Annotated in this window: 17 protein-coding genes and 1 other annotated feature; of the genes, 5 read left to right on the forward strand and 12 right to left on the reverse strand. The window is 36.4% G+C overall.

Features of this window, described 5'->3' with window-relative positions; translation table 11 throughout:
• The first annotated feature begins 127 nt into the window (after window positions 1–127).
• Both B2R82_RS22865 and B2R82_RS22870 read left to right on the forward strand, forming a co-directional pair.
• On the forward strand, window positions 128–865 hold the full coding sequence (locus B2R82_RS22865; protein WP_286927257.1) for a helix-turn-helix transcriptional regulator: 738 nt from the start codon (window positions 128–130) through the stop codon (window positions 863–865).
• Between the two features lie 117 nt (window positions 866–982).
• The gene (locus B2R82_RS22870) at window positions 983–1,225 is read left to right on the forward strand and encodes a DUF2626 family protein (RefSeq protein ID WP_024361272.1); all 243 of its coding nucleotides are present in this window, start codon (window positions 983–985) and stop codon (window positions 1,223–1,225) included.
• A 109-nt stretch (window positions 1,226–1,334) separates the two neighbouring features.
• Here B2R82_RS22870 and yidC read toward each other — a convergent pair whose 3' ends face one another.
• From yidC to B2R82_RS22885, 3 genes are all read right to left on the reverse strand, one after another.
• Window positions 1,335–1,985 (reverse strand): membrane protein insertase YidC, encoded by a 651-nt coding sequence (gene yidC, locus B2R82_RS22875; protein ID WP_286927261.1) that lies wholly within the window; start codon window positions 1,983–1,985, stop codon window positions 1,335–1,337.
• A 30-nt stretch (window positions 1,986–2,015) separates the two neighbouring features.
• Window positions 2,016–2,252, reverse strand: a complete 237-nt coding sequence (locus tag B2R82_RS22880) for a hypothetical protein (RefSeq protein WP_286927262.1) — start codon at window positions 2,250–2,252, stop codon at window positions 2,016–2,018.
• A 308-nt stretch (window positions 2,253–2,560) separates the two neighbouring features.
• Complete coding sequence (locus B2R82_RS22885) at window positions 2,561–3,205, reverse strand: MBL fold metallo-hydrolase (protein ID WP_286927263.1); 645 nt, start codon at window positions 3,203–3,205, stop codon at window positions 2,561–2,563.
• 169 nt (window positions 3,206–3,374) lie between these two features.
• Here B2R82_RS22885 and B2R82_RS22890 point away from each other — a divergent pair, with 169 nt between their 5' ends.
• Window positions 3,375–3,554 (forward strand): DUF2759 domain-containing protein, encoded by a 180-nt coding sequence (locus B2R82_RS22890; RefSeq protein WP_031416957.1) that lies wholly within the window; start codon window positions 3,375–3,377, stop codon window positions 3,552–3,554.
• Window positions 3,555–4,059: 505 nt separating this feature from the next.
• Here the strand turns inward: B2R82_RS22890 and B2R82_RS22895 are convergent.
• From B2R82_RS22895 to B2R82_RS22915, 5 genes are all read right to left on the reverse strand, one after another.
• Window positions 4,060–5,955, reverse strand: coding sequence for an LTA synthase family protein (locus tag B2R82_RS22895; RefSeq protein WP_286927264.1), 1,896 nt, complete (start codon window positions 5,953–5,955; stop codon window positions 4,060–4,062).
• A 282-nt stretch (window positions 5,956–6,237) separates the two neighbouring features.
• Window positions 6,238–6,444: a YqgQ family protein gene (locus B2R82_RS22900; RefSeq protein WP_286927265.1), complete on the reverse strand. Its 207-nt coding sequence runs from the start codon at window positions 6,442–6,444 to the stop codon at window positions 6,238–6,240.
• Window position 6,445: 1 nt separating this feature from the next.
• On the reverse strand, window positions 6,446–7,030 hold the full coding sequence (locus B2R82_RS22905) for a 5-formyltetrahydrofolate cyclo-ligase (protein WP_286927266.1): 585 nt from the start codon (window positions 7,028–7,030) through the stop codon (window positions 6,446–6,448).
• A gap of 65 nt (window positions 7,031–7,095) precedes the next feature.
• The gene (rpmG, locus tag B2R82_RS22910) at window positions 7,096–7,245 is read right to left on the reverse strand and encodes a 50S ribosomal protein L33 (protein WP_008408521.1); all 150 of its coding nucleotides are present in this window, start codon (window positions 7,243–7,245) and stop codon (window positions 7,096–7,098) included.
• A gap of 102 nt (window positions 7,246–7,347) precedes the next feature.
• The gene (locus tag B2R82_RS22915; RefSeq protein ID WP_286927270.1) at window positions 7,348–7,482 is read right to left on the reverse strand and encodes a hypothetical protein; all 135 of its coding nucleotides are present in this window, start codon (window positions 7,480–7,482) and stop codon (window positions 7,348–7,350) included.
• Between the two features lie 187 nt (window positions 7,483–7,669).
• Between B2R82_RS22915 and B2R82_RS22920 the strand changes: the two genes are divergently transcribed.
• Both B2R82_RS22920 and B2R82_RS22925 read left to right on the forward strand, forming a co-directional pair.
• Window positions 7,670–8,092 (forward strand): hypothetical protein, encoded by a 423-nt coding sequence (locus B2R82_RS22920; protein ID WP_286927272.1) that lies wholly within the window; start codon window positions 7,670–7,672, stop codon window positions 8,090–8,092.
• Window positions 8,093–8,095: 3 nt separating this feature from the next.
• Window positions 8,096–8,581, forward strand: a complete 486-nt coding sequence (locus B2R82_RS22925; protein ID WP_286927458.1) for a hypothetical protein — start codon at window positions 8,096–8,098, stop codon at window positions 8,579–8,581.
• A 49-nt stretch (window positions 8,582–8,630) separates the two neighbouring features.
• Here the strand turns inward: B2R82_RS22925 and B2R82_RS22930 are convergent, their stop codons facing one another.
• The 4 genes from B2R82_RS22930 to B2R82_RS22945 all read right to left on the reverse strand — a co-directional run bounded on the left by B2R82_RS22930 (window position 8,631) and on the right by B2R82_RS22945 (window position 13,014).
• Window positions 8,631–9,203 (reverse strand): anthranilate synthase component II, encoded by a 573-nt coding sequence (locus tag B2R82_RS22930; RefSeq protein WP_286927274.1) that lies wholly within the window; start codon window positions 9,201–9,203, stop codon window positions 8,631–8,633.
• Entirely contained in the window at window positions 9,200–10,585 is a 1,386-nt protein-coding gene (gene trpE, locus B2R82_RS22935; protein ID WP_286927276.1) for an anthranilate synthase component I, read from the reverse strand. The genes B2R82_RS22930 and trpE overlap by 4 nt, the downstream gene beginning before the upstream one ends.
• 165 nt (window positions 10,586–10,750) lie before the next feature.
• Window positions 10,751–10,957: a binding site (T-box leader), on the reverse strand.
• Between the two features lie 39 nt (window positions 10,958–10,996).
• Window positions 10,997–12,070 carry a mechanosensitive ion channel family protein gene (locus B2R82_RS22940; protein WP_286927277.1) on the reverse strand — a complete coding sequence of 358 codons (1,074 nt, stop codon included), beginning with the start codon at window positions 12,068–12,070 and terminating at the stop codon, window positions 10,997–10,999.
• A 71-nt stretch (window positions 12,071–12,141) separates the two neighbouring features.
• Window positions 12,142–13,014: a hypothetical protein gene (locus B2R82_RS22945; RefSeq protein WP_286927278.1), complete on the reverse strand. Its 873-nt coding sequence runs from the start codon at window positions 13,012–13,014 to the stop codon at window positions 12,142–12,144.
• Window positions 13,015–13,053: the final 39 nt, after the last annotated feature.

Genomic DNA, 13,053 nt, shown 5'->3' on the forward strand with positions numbered 1-13,053 from the left:
CTAAAAAAGAACATCCCCACATGAAAAAGTTAATATTTATGCCGAAAGGAACTGTATCTTTTTCAATAATACAATATAATAGAATCAACATGATTATTTTACTAACACTTGGTAGACTAAATAATATTTGAAAAATTCAATTGAGGTGAAGCAAATGATCCATCCATTAAAGATTACTAGTACATTAGCCGATGAAACTAGATACTCGATTTATGAGTACATATTGAAAGAGAGGAAAACAGTAACGGTCCAAAACATTGCTGATAAATTCGGCATTCATCCCAACGTTGCACGTCTGCACTTAACAAAACTTTCAGAAATTAATATAATTACTGCTGATTTTGCTAAGACAGGTAAGGGAGGGCGACCTGGCCGTGTATATAAGGCTTCTGAAAAAGGAGTATCATTAACATTCCCAAGGCGTGATGAGGATCGACTATTGAAGTGGACAATACAATTAATTCAGGAATTTGGTCCATCTGCTTTAACAAAATGTATGGACATCAGCTATCAAGATGGATTCCAGCAGATGAAAAATTATGTAAGTGCTGAGTTAAAATTAAATAATACCCTTTCCTTCGACCAAAAGCTTCAACTATTATCAGACAATGCTGCATTAATTGGCTATATTCCACAAATACAGCAAACAGAGCATGGCAAAAAGGTGATATTCTCCATATTTAATTGTCCGTTCCAGGAACAGCTTACTACCCATTCAGAAATTGTATGTTCTTTACATGAATCCTATTTAAAGGGGCAGTTAGATGCATTATTTTCTAGTAATGAATTTGTACAGATTGAAAGTATGATACATAATTGTGATTTATGTAAATATGAAATAAACGTGACAGAAATAGATCGCTAATTTAAAATTCCATTTGTTTGTCACAAAGAAGGAGAAGTTCCAGTTTACAGACACCTTTCATATCATTTATAATGAGTAAGAGATTATTGTGTCGTGGGCAAAAGGAGGGGAAATTTCATGGATAATATGTATAAAGTTATGGCATTCTGGACAGGTATTTTTGCAGTTATGTTCTACCTTGGTGGTATGAACGAGGTATCGCTATTATTCGTAGGTAATACAGGTTTATTCTTATTATTAGGCTTCTTAAACCTTTCAGAACGTATGTACATGTACATTTTCGGAGCATATTTAACTGTATTCTTCGCTGGCTTCACGTACTATACAACATTTATTCACGTACCTGGTGGCGGTCATTAATACAGAGAAAATCGCGTGTCTCATTTAAAATATGAGGCACGCTTTTTTTGTCTCTATCTCTTTTATGAGCATAATAAAATCCCCCTTTAGGATGAGGGGGATTAATATTTTATGAAGTTAGTTTAGGTTTGTATTGATTAAACACAATTGTTTGCACAATCATCCAAATAGAGGACACGGTCCAATAGAATGGGATGGCTGACGGCATGAAAAGAGATGAGAATACTATCATAACAGGCATGATCCCTATCATCATTTTCATTTGTGGATTACTATTTTTTGCTAGCTTAAATGAGACATACATTTGAATCATCATCGCTAACCCTGCAACAGCTGCCATAAAAATATCTGCAGACCCAAGATTAAACCATAGTAAGCTCTCATGCATAATAGCATTGCTTTTAGAAATAGTTAAATACAAGCCAGTTAGAATCGGAAATTGTATAAGCGCTGTTAGGCATCCCGTTTTCATTCCTGAAAAGTTTTCCATCATTAATTGAGACATTTGCAATTGATACTCTTTACGTTCTTCATCTGTTTTAGCTTGGCTTAACTTTGTTTGGAGCGCTAATAATTGCTCCTTATTTCCTTGGGTAGTTTGCGTGACCACCTGTTGGGATTTAAAAGATTTGAAATTTGGATACATTAAAATTAAACGTGTAAGCACCGTCAGAAGTACGATTGCAAAAACATAGCTCCCTGTAAAATGAAAAAAAGCCTCTAACAAAATTGTCAATGGTTGTGTTAATAATTCAAGCATTAATGATTATCTCCCCTTTTATAATTTTTCTTATAAAAGGGATACTAATTCCTCATCATTATCGGATTTACTGTAAATTACTTTTCTCAGCCATTTATTAAGTGTAATATGAGATAAATATATCTTCGTTTCAAAATTCACATTGACTGTTAAATCAATTGTTACTTCAAAATTCGTATCAAAAACAGAAATTTTATCAAATATAGTATAAATATATACTTTAATAAACGGACTATGTTGAATTAAATAATTAAAATCAGTAAGCAACGATAAAAATAAAATTAATTCCATTTAAATCACCTATTTTTATTTTAACACAAGTAGATGAAATTGTTTAATTTATCTTTATTCAGCTGAATACTCCCAACTCTATAGAGTGGCGAGATGAATGTTGTTTTTTCTCTTATTCAGTGGATGTACAAACGCCCGCTGAATCAAGATAAAGCCTCTGGCGGATGTCACGGATTTTGAAGAGGAGCATTTCGAGCTCGAAAAAAATCCAGACGCATTGTTTATCTNNGAAAGCAAAGCGGCAGCTACAAATGTTTTCAATTATGCTGGGGCGTAATCCATTTTTAAAATCCATTTAAAAATGGGTTTGTTTCCATCTCTGCTCCAACCGTCGTGTAATTACCATGACCTGGATAAACAATCATATCCTCTGGTAACGTTAATAATTTATCATGGATGGATGCCAAAAGCACCTTAGTTGAACCACCAATTAGATCAGTTCTTCCCACACCTTGTTCAAATAGCGTATCTCCTACAATGGCAAAGCCATCATTTTCAAATATATAGGAAATACTGCCAGGTGAGTGTCCTGGTGTAAAAATTGCTTTGAAAACAAAATTATTCATTTCAAATAGACGCTCTTCTTTTATTATATTTTCTTCATTCGGTACAGCCACAACATAATCTGGTAAGGCAGCATATTTGCTAGAGCCATTCTTTGATGGATCCCCTAACCAGCTAACTTCCTTTTCATGGATCCAAACGGGAATATTAAAAGCTTCACGGACAGCGTCCACTGCACCAATATGATCAAAATGTGCATGTGTTAAAAAAATAGCCAATGGTGTTAAACCATTACTGCGTATGGCTTTAATTATTCGCTGTGCTTCCTCTCCTGGATCAAATATTAAGCATTCCTTCTCTTTATTCGATACGATATAACAATTCGTTTGGACAGGTCCAAGTGAATAACTTCGTACGTTCATCATTGTCATCACCTCAACTTCCTATTATACAGCCTTTGCCACAATTTGACGATAAATGTTCATAGTTTACGCTATTTTAGTTCTCGACAAAAACAGGTAGAACGTTTACAATTAAGGAGGAATATTGTTTACGACATTCATTTTCTGATGTCGAAAGGAGTGTCAATTTTTAATGAACTTATTAATGGTTATTTTTGGTCTAGTAGCTATTTTAGCTGTAGTTGGTACATTCCAAGCAATTAAAGAAAAGAACCTTTTAAGTGTTGTTTTCAACTTATTAAGTGCTGTAGTATTCGGTTGGTTCGTCATTATGACAATCGTTCATAGTGGTTACCCACCAAAATTACACTAAAATCTAGACGGAAACAAGGGCAGTCTCACTACGAGGCTGCTCTTTTTCTATGTATGAGGGNNGAGCAGTTTTCTTGGCTACCCGAGCGGATTTTCCCACTACCTGAGCGATTTCACCTTCTACCTGAGCGTTTCTTTCTTTCTCCTGAGCGATTTCTTTCGCCACCTGAGCGTATCTCCCACTCACCTGAGCGATTTTACTCGCTACCTGAGCGTTTCTTCCTTTCTCCTGATCGATTTTTTCACTGCCCGAGCGCATATCTCCTTGACCTGAGCAGTTTTCTTGGCTACCTGAGCGATTTCACCCAATACCTGAGCAGTTTCTATCCTCACCCAAGCGGATTTCACTTACCTGAGCAGTTTCTATCCTCACCTGAGCGGGATCTCACTTATCTGGGCAGTTTACCCGCTATCCGAGAGAAATTTCTTCTGCTCTACCCGAACAGCAGTCTTTTCCAAACTTAAACAAAAAAAGAGATCTCCATAAATAGAGATCCCTCTTTCAGTTATTTCACAGCTTCTTGTTTCAAATTACCAGTCTTTTCATCATAGAATCGAAGCAAGTCACCGTTAATGATCGCATCGGAATTTTCTAATTCCATTGTAGCACGATCAGCGTATGGCTGGCATGGCTCGCCATCAATCTCTTCACCAGTAGCTTTGTCATAGCAAGCTTCTCCAGCATAAACATATTTATCAGTTATAAATCGACCATCGCGGAATATAACAAAGTCTTCATGCTCTGGTGAGAATAGATCTGCGCCCATTTGCATATCTTTTGATGTTTCAACGCCAAGAAGGTGTAAGATTGTTGGACGTAGATCCATTTGTCCAGCTACCTCAGTCATTTCTTTACCATCGCCAGCTCCAGGGATATGGATGAATAAAGGTACTTCTTGTAGTATTGCATTATCAAATGGTGTGATGCTTTCTTTTCCTAGATACTGTGCCATCGCCTTGTTGTGGTTTTCTGAAATACCGTAATGGTCACCATACATCACGATAATAGAGTTATCATATACACCTTGATCTTTTAAACTTTGGAAGAAGTCTTTCAGTGCTTCATCCATATAACGAACTGTTTGGAAGTAGCGATTTAATGTACCTGAATTTGAAGTATATTCAGGTATCATGATATCATCTGGGTCCAATGTGAACGGATAATGGTTCGTTAATGTAATTAGTCGAGAATAGAATGGCTGTGGCATATCTTTCATTAATGCTGCAGATTGCTCTACGAATGGGATATCTTTCATTCCCCAGTTAACAGCTTCCCCTTCGCCAATAGTATATGAATCTATATCATAGAATTTATCGATATTTAAAGATTGATACATGATATCACGGTTCCAGAATGATTTATTATTTGGATGCATGACATTTGTAAAGTAGCCGTTTTCTCCAAGACGATCTGCCATTGAGTTGTACGTATTTCCACCATGTGTGAAGAATACAGCACCACGACCTAAGCCGAACAATGAGTTTTCTAAGATAAACTCTGAATCAGACGTTTTACCTAAGCCTGTTTGGTGATAGAAATTACTGAAATAAAAAGTATCTTTATCTTTTGTTAAAGAATTTAAGAACGGTGTAATTTCATGACCATCCATCTGATTATTAATGACGAAGTTTTGTAAAGATTCCATTGACACTACAATTAAGTTACGCCCTTTGTATTTACCAAACATTTCTGGGTTAATGGCTGCCTGGTTAGAGCGAATATAGTTATTCACCTCTACTAGTTCACTACCATCCGCTAATGCACGTTGAGCAGAAGATTTTGATTGAATATAAATATCATATAAGTGATAGTTGTACGTACCAATGTTTTTCACAAGTAACTCGCGGTCAAAGCTACGTGTTAACAGTTGTGGACGCTCTGTTTCTGCTAGTCCTAAGTTTAAGAAAGACATAGCAATCGCTAAAACGAAGAACGCACGACGGAATTCCACGTTAACTTTTACTGCTTCTTTCATTCTAGGTAGATATTTATTAGCTAAAATTAGAATAAGTACATCAACAAAATACAACAGATCCCATGGGTTTACAATTGCTGCTACAGAAGTTCCTAAATCACTGAAATTACTTGTCTGGAATAATACCGGTAATGTAATGAAGTCATTGTAGAAACGATAGAATGCCACATTTCCATATAAGACAATTGATAAAAGAACACTGACAGTAATAATATATCGGTTTTTAGCCTTTGTTGATTTAAAGAATAATGCTAATCCATAAGCAAAGAGTAAGAAACTTAATGGATTAATAAACAAGATAAATTGTTGCATCGCATTTTCAATTTTCATCTCAAAACTTGTGTGATAAACAATGACCGTTTTTATCCAAGTTGCTACAATTGCTAGTATCATAAATGAATGTTTAGGCCACTTAATTGATTTCATTCCTAACATCCTCCCTACTTTCTTACCCAAAAAAATAATAATTTTTAACATTTGTTACTGAAACAAAATATATCTTAATCTTTTTTTTACAGATAATCAACAGATATATTTTTTTAAAAACTTTTATCCTTACTCCTATGCGCTGGATACTTATATATACGTTTTGCATTGTTAAAAGTTTCATAAAATCATAAAAACAGTGGAAAGCCACTGTTTCTTTGAATATTACAAACATGTTACACTATTTTTACAATACCCAAATTCGTAATCTTTCAATCAAGATTAATTATTTTCTTTCATACGAAGTTTTGTAGTTTCTTGTCGAATTAGTAACAATGCCATTTGGTAATCTTTACTATCTAGCACATTTGCTTTATACAACTCACGAATTTCATCCTCCATTAGCATTAAATCTCCAATAGGATCACGTGTGTAAATATAAGTGCCGTATGTTTTCAATAATTCATAAATATCTAACATTTTATCCATTTTAATTCGCTCCTCGTTGTGCAACACAATCTATACGTATTGTGGGCGTCACAATGATATCAACTGGGCAATCATGTGCTTCTGTAGGAACACGATCAACTAGCTGCTCATCAAATAGCAATGACATGAGCTTACCCTTTTTATAGTTTAATACATAGCGGTCATAATAACCACCGCCATAGCCTATTCGATAGCCATATTGGTCAAAAGCAACACCTGGAACAAGTAGGACATTCATCTCATTTGCGTCAACAAACTCACATTTTTCTGGAATTGGCTCACGTAAATGCATATATACAGTTTCAAGCTGTTCAAAAGAATTAATAACGTAAAATGTCATTTCTCTTGTTTTTGGGTTACATTTTGGAACAGCAACTTTTTTACCAAGCTTCCATAATTCGTCTATCAGATGATTTGTGTCGACTTCTGGTTTATTGGAAATGGTAATACCAATCGTTTTTGCTTCTATTATATATGGTTCCTGTAGCACTTTTTTTACTATAGCTAAAGACTGCTCATGATAAGCTTCCTCACTCATAGTTGCAAGCGCTTCCTTTATCCTGTTTCGCAATGTTGATTTATCCATGATAAGCCACCCCCTAGTAAAATGTAGAAAGCCAAAACCACTTGTGGTTTTGGCTTAATGAGCGATTACTTAGTTTCACGGTGAAGAGTGTATTTCTTCTCGCGAGAGCAATATTTTTTAAGTTCAAGACGCTCTGGATTGTTACGCTTGTTCTTTTTAGAAATGTAGTTACGTTCGCCGCAATCTGTGCAAGCTAAAGTAATGTTTACGCGCATCATTAACCCTCCCACTCTATATCAAGAATTTAAATTTGAGCATGATTTATACGACTAACCCATTATAACACAAACTGAAAAAAAATCTACCTTCATTTCATATTAAGTTTGCATATGGTAAAATACCTTATAAAGTGAAACTTCAATCAGTGGGTTTTTCCTCATCCCACCTGATTGCTGTAGAGGAACACAAGCTAAGTACTCCTCATCCTGCGGAAATGCTTGTGTGACCAACATCTTGTTGGCCTCAATCGGGATTTATGGTCAGTAATCTCTCACTTATATTTTTTGTTTCACTTAAATCTTGGAGTGGGAATCTTGTATCTGATGCTTCGCTTTCAGTACAGATAACTGACTGCCTGTTTATGCGGGATAATTACATACTTTTAATGGGGTGAAATTAGTGGATTTATCCATCATACTTATGAGCGTAGGTATTATTCTTATCATTGTATCGTTCTTTTTCAAAAATAGTGCAAAAAAAGTCGAACAGGATGTGGAAGAATTATCGATCTCAATTTTCCAGGAAACCAACAATTTGAAACGACGACTTAAAATTGTCGAAGAGGAGCTACTGCTTGAGCCCGAGTTTCAGGTTAAAACACCATCAGCAATAAATAACTCAGTATCCAATCAAAAGGTTCAACAGGTCATGCAAGCTGTGCAACAAGCAGCTCAAGTATCCAAAAATGGACAAGTAGCTGCTAAAACAAAACCCATTCACCAAATTATTGTAAGTCAGGTGCTTGAACTTAATAAGCAAGGAATGTCCGTAGCAGATATAAGTATTCGCTCTAATTTAACTGAGGAACAAGTCCGACAAGTGATTGCAAACGGAGGTCGTTAATTGATGAATAATTCTGCACTCCGCTCATTTGGCATTGCCTTATTTCTTGTGGGAGCTTTGATAGCTTTAGCCACTCGTTTCGATTTCAGCATCGGTCTTCCGACAAAGGCCTCCACAAATGGAGAGCAGGTAATGGAACTTCAAAAAAAGCTTGCACAGGCAAATCAAGAAATTGCTTCGTTAAAGGAGCAAATAAAACAGGTTCCTAAGGAGAGTACTGAGAAGCCTAAGCCAACTGAAACTATAAATAAATCTGTAGACAGCTCTAACAATACGGCTACCATGACGCTTCAAATTTATAGTGGCATGGCCCCATATACGGTGGCAAAAAAGCTAGAAGATGGCGGTATCATTGACAATAGTGTGGAGATGGAGCTCTTACTTGCCAATGCAAAATACGCACGAAGCTTACAAATAGGTTCCTATGAGGTCAATTCCTCGATGTCCTTAGAGGAAATTGCAAGGCTAATTACAGGAAAAAAACAATAAATAGGAAAAGGGGCTGTCAATATTAGAGTGACAGCCTTTTCTATTTACTTTATGAAATATGATTTAAGAAGGCTTGCATCATGAGACTGCCCTCTTCTGTACCAATGGATTCTGGATGGAATTGCAGACCAAAAAGCGGATAATTTTTGTGTTGCATTGCCATAATTTCGCCATCATCACTTGCGGTAGCTAAAATTTTAAAGTCCTCATGTAGAGTACTCCTCTCAATAATAAGCGAATGATAGCGCATGACCTCAACTTCACCGTCTAATTGTGCAAATAATCCTGCTTTTTTATATTGAAGTGTAGATAGCTTACCATGCATAATATTTTTAGCCTGCACAATATTGCTTCCGAAAGCCTGACCAATAGCTTGGTGTCCAAGACAAATACCTAAAATCGGAAACTTTTTATAAAGCTCTTCTACTACTTCCACTGTTATACCTGCATCTGTTGGCGTTCCTGGACCAGGGGATAAAATAATCGCCTGTGGCCGCATGCTCTCAATATCAGCTACAGTAAGCTCGTCATTTCGTACAACTGTTACTTCCTTTCCAAGTATTGATATTTGCTGATATAGATTATATGTGAAAGAATCGTAGTTATCGATTAGTAGAATCATTTTTTTACCTCCAATAGTGCGCGAGCTTTATTCAATGTTTCTTCGTATTCAGACAATGGTACAGAGTCATACACAATGCCTGCGCCAGCCTGAACATGGGCACTTTGATCCTTAATAATCATCGTACGAATGGCCAGTGCCAAATCCATATCCCCAGTTGTAGAAATATAGCCAACTGCTCCAGCATAAACACCACGCTTCACAGGCTCTAGCTCATTGATAAGCTGCATAGCACGAATTTTCGGTGCACCTGATACTGTACCTGCTGGCAGACAGGCACGGAGAACATCTAAAACATGCACATCCTCATGTAATTCTCCGATAACCTCTGAAACGATATGCATAACATGCTTATAGCGTTCAATATTCATATACTTTACAAGTTTTACAGTTCCAATTTTTGAAATTCGCCCTAAATCATTACGACCTAAATCTACTAACATCCGATGTTCAGCAATTTCTTTTTCATCATTTAATAAGCCCTCTGCAATAGCATGATCCTGGTCCTCTGTTTGACCTCTAGGCTTTGTGCCCGCGATTGGATTTGTCGTTACTTTACGATCTTTTACCTTCACTAAACTTTCTGGGGATGTTCCCAAAATAGTGTATGTTCCATAGTCCATATAGAACATATAAGGCGAGGGATTAGATGTGCGTAATTGACGATATAAGGCAAATGGATTTCCAGTAAAGGATGAGGTAAAGCGTTGGGATAAAACAATTTGGAATATATCACCCTTAAGAATATGCTGTTTCGCACGTTCAACTAATGCGATAAATTGTTCTTTTGTAATTATCGGCTTGAAATTTAGCTCTCCAAGCTGCATCTCTTTAAACGTCGCTCCAGCGTATAGTTGCTCTTCAATCCGGGTGATCTCAACTTCCATTTCCTCAAGGGAACGCCCGTCAGCGAATAAATCAATAGCTGCCAATGTAATCTCCTGCTTTAAATGATCGAACACAATAAACGTATCATAGAAAAAGATATGGACGTCTGGCATTTCTAAATCATCCTGTAAGTATTCACCTATTCTCTCAGTATAAAAAGCAGTTTCATATCCAAAGAAACCAATGGCACCCCCAAAAAAGGCAAAAGGATAGTGCTCTTGATGGAACGGCATGACCTGCTTTAATTTTGCAAGTACATTCTCGCTTCCCTTTTCTATATGAAGATCTCTAGTAAAAGTATAACCATCCCTATCGCCAAATAATTCTGCAATTGGGTTAACGGCGATAAATGAGTATCGGCCACTCTCCTCATGCTTGGCTGACGATTCGAATAGCATTTTATGCTTTCCTTCAAGTGATTGATAGACGGAAATAGGCGTCATCATATCCCCTTGCAATACCTTCATGGTATACGTTCTAAGCTCAACTGTCATAATTCTCTCTCCTTCTCTAGGCTCTACTCTTCTACACCTGAAAACATAGCTTAATTGTATCCGGATTTTTTCGAGCTCACTCGAAAAGCCCCTCTTCAGCATTCAACCACCCACTTTAGAGATGAGGGATTTTTGCTGATTCAAGAAAAAAAGGCCTTTCCATCACAAAAGGACGGAAAAGCCGTGGTGCCACCTTCATTGGTCTCCTGAAAGACCCACTCTAAGCCTTATAACGTAGGCAGACGCTAATCCATACTTTTTTCAGGATTAGAGCTCCGAAGTCCATTCACCATTCATTTGCACTAGTTTCCACCAACCACTAGCTCTCTATAACAAATAATAATAGCTACTACTCTTCATCAAAGCTGATTACTCACCTACATTGTAAACCAAAAAAACTAACAATTCAAATTATTTTTTAGTCCCAAACCATTCTTCATCTGCTGGATTTATTAATACAATTTGAAGTTCCTCAACGATTTGACGAATTGCAAATAAAATATCCTGACGTACATCTAACATGACAGCTGTGTCATTGCTTGCCACATAAAAACGCACAAGGACACGGTAATAGCTCGGATAAAATTCATCGATAAAGACATGAATCATTTCCTTTTCAGTCTTATTATGCAAATAAATTTCTTTTTGAATGGCACTTAAGGCACCTCGTATGGATTCTTCCTCATTTTCAGTAGAAACATATAAAAAATGCTCACATTTTCTTTTTTCTCGTCTTGAGAAATTATAGATTGGACGATTGACCAAATAAGAGTTCGGTACATATACAAGTCCTTTATCACCTGTTTGAATCAACGTACTGCGAAGATTAATATCCTCAATGGTTCCCTCAATTTTTTGGTCCTCTGTTGCAATCCAATCGCCAATTTTAAAGGGGTTATCCAACGCAACTGACATTCCACCAAAAACATGTGCTAACGTATCACGAATACCAAAGGCAATTGCTACACCAGTTAAACCAATACCTGTTAAAAACCCATTTAAGTTAAAGTCCCAAAAGGAAGCAATGGTAAACATAGCAAAAATCATGATGAGCACTTTTCCTATCCGAAGAAAAAACGGTAATAGGACATTTGCTTCCTCTTCACCATTTAGTGGCAAAGGTTGTTTTGTATAAAAGTTCAAAACATCGTATACCCCTTTGAAAGCGAAGAAAACAATAATCGACAACACAAAATTTTTGGACGCTTTATGTGTGAATAATGGTACATCTATTAAATAGGATAAGCTGATTACGATAACGGAAGCCATAAATGCGTAGCGAATCGCCTTATTAAATTGTGCCAGCACCGTTGCCTGAAAATTGCGCTGTCGATTTTCTAAAAATACAACAATACGATTAATAATTTTCTTTATAACAAAATACTGAAAAAGCCATCCAATACCGCAGAGAGCGATAGCTATAATTACATCCATCCACGTTGGAACTGTAACACTGGGTGGTATTAACCATTTCAATAAATCCATATTTTTCTCCTCTAATTACTATGTATATGCACACAATAAGAGCCAATCACTTTGAAGATCAGCTCTTATCGTTATTGAATAGCATCATCCGCAAAGATGGCCTTATTGGCAAACCAAAATTGTTGCTCATTAAAATTATGCTCATGCATAGCGATAACTGAAAATTCTGCGTGATATTTCTTTTTCATTTCCTCTAGCATTGTTTTCGTTTGCTTTCCAACTAGATGCTGACCATCAATAGGCCTTCCTTCAGTGAAGATAATAATATCTGCTTCACTGCAATGTTGATTTTCCTGCAGCAAGCCTTTAACAAAATGTAATACGGGCAGTATTGCAGCTTCTCCCTTTGCTTTGTATTCCATAAAATCCTTAAAATCAGATAAATTCAAATGACCATTTTCAAAGCGATAGTGTACATGAATTTGATAGTCATAGGGGACAATATACAAATCTCTTTGCTCACGATGTGCACTCATAAATAATGGTAAAATCATACTTTTACAAAGCTCTGTATAGGCTTCCATCCCCGTTGTTTGTTCAAGACAGATAATGATTGGTCCAGGATCTTTTTTATAATCATTAAAAGGAACATATAGGATATTTCCTTTTTTTCTTGTTTGACGCTTTAGCTTTTGGCGTCTTACTTCCTCCCACTTTTGCTCATAATATAAGCGCTGTTCTTTTCCATTGGCTAATCGCTCCGCTTGCTCAATCGTTGGTATATTTTCTTGAATTTCTTGCATGATATCTGCCAATTCAAGTGCAAATGCTGCCATATTTCGTAATGCTTCACTTTTGTAAAAATAATCAATAAAATAATGTTGTTCCTTGTCACTTAATTCTTCTAGATGTAAGTTTTCATATAGAAAGCGTAAATAATCACGTTGCTCTGACGTGATTTCAATAGCAAATTTTGCTATGAGTGAATCTACAGCGTCTTTCACGAAGCAGCACCTCCTTCGCCCATTTATTTAAATAATGTC

This window comes from Lysinibacillus sp. UBA6686 (genome assembly GCF_002455205.1).
GTDB lineage: Bacteria > Bacillota > Bacilli > Bacillales_A > Planococcaceae > Lysinibacillus > Lysinibacillus pakistanensis.

What these genes read in the sequence shown, in the direction of transcription:
- B2R82_RS22940 (WP_286927277.1), bottom strand. Translation starts at nt 12,070, where the DNA reads ATGGATTTATTGAAATGGTTAATACCACCCAGTGTTACAGTTCCAACG.
- B2R82_RS22885 (WP_286927263.1), bottom strand. Translation starts at nt 3,205, where the DNA reads ATGATGAACGTACGAAGTTATTCACTTGGACCTGTCCAAACGAATTGT.
- B2R82_RS22905 (WP_286927266.1), bottom strand. Translation starts at nt 7,030, where the DNA reads ATGGATAAATCAACATTGCGAAACAGGATAAAGGAAGCGCTTGCAACT.
- trpE (WP_286927276.1), bottom strand. Translation starts at nt 10,585, where the DNA reads ATGACAGTTGAGCTTAGAACGTATACCATGAAGGTATTGCAAGGGGAT.
- B2R82_RS22930 (WP_286927274.1), bottom strand. Translation starts at nt 9,203, where the DNA reads ATGATTCTACTAATCGATAACTACGATTCTTTCACATATAATCTATAT.
- B2R82_RS22870 (WP_024361272.1), top strand. Translation starts at nt 983, where the DNA reads ATGGATAATATGTATAAAGTTATGGCATTCTGGACAGGTATTTTTGCA.
- B2R82_RS22925 (WP_286927458.1), top strand. Translation starts at nt 8,096, where the DNA reads ATGAATAATTCTGCACTCCGCTCATTTGGCATTGCCTTATTTCTTGTG.
- yidC (WP_286927261.1), bottom strand. Translation starts at nt 1,985, where the DNA reads ATGCTTGAATTATTAACACAACCATTGACAATTTTGTTAGAGGCTTTT.
- B2R82_RS22915 (WP_286927270.1), bottom strand. Translation starts at nt 7,482, where the DNA reads ATGTTGGTCACACAAGCATTTCCGCAGGATGAGGAGTACTTAGCTTGT.
- B2R82_RS22900 (WP_286927265.1), bottom strand. Translation starts at nt 6,444, where the DNA reads ATGGATAAAATGTTAGATATTTATGAATTATTGAAAACATACGGCACT.
- B2R82_RS22890 (WP_031416957.1), top strand. Translation starts at nt 3,375, where the DNA reads ATGAACTTATTAATGGTTATTTTTGGTCTAGTAGCTATTTTAGCTGTA.
- B2R82_RS22920 (WP_286927272.1), top strand. Translation starts at nt 7,670, where the DNA reads ATGAGCGTAGGTATTATTCTTATCATTGTATCGTTCTTTTTCAAAAAT.
- rpmG (WP_008408521.1), bottom strand. Translation starts at nt 7,245, where the DNA reads ATGCGCGTAAACATTACTTTAGCTTGCACAGATTGCGGCGAACGTAAC.
- B2R82_RS22895 (WP_286927264.1), bottom strand. Translation starts at nt 5,955, where the DNA reads ATGAAATCAATTAAGTGGCCTAAACATTCATTTATGATACTAGCAATT.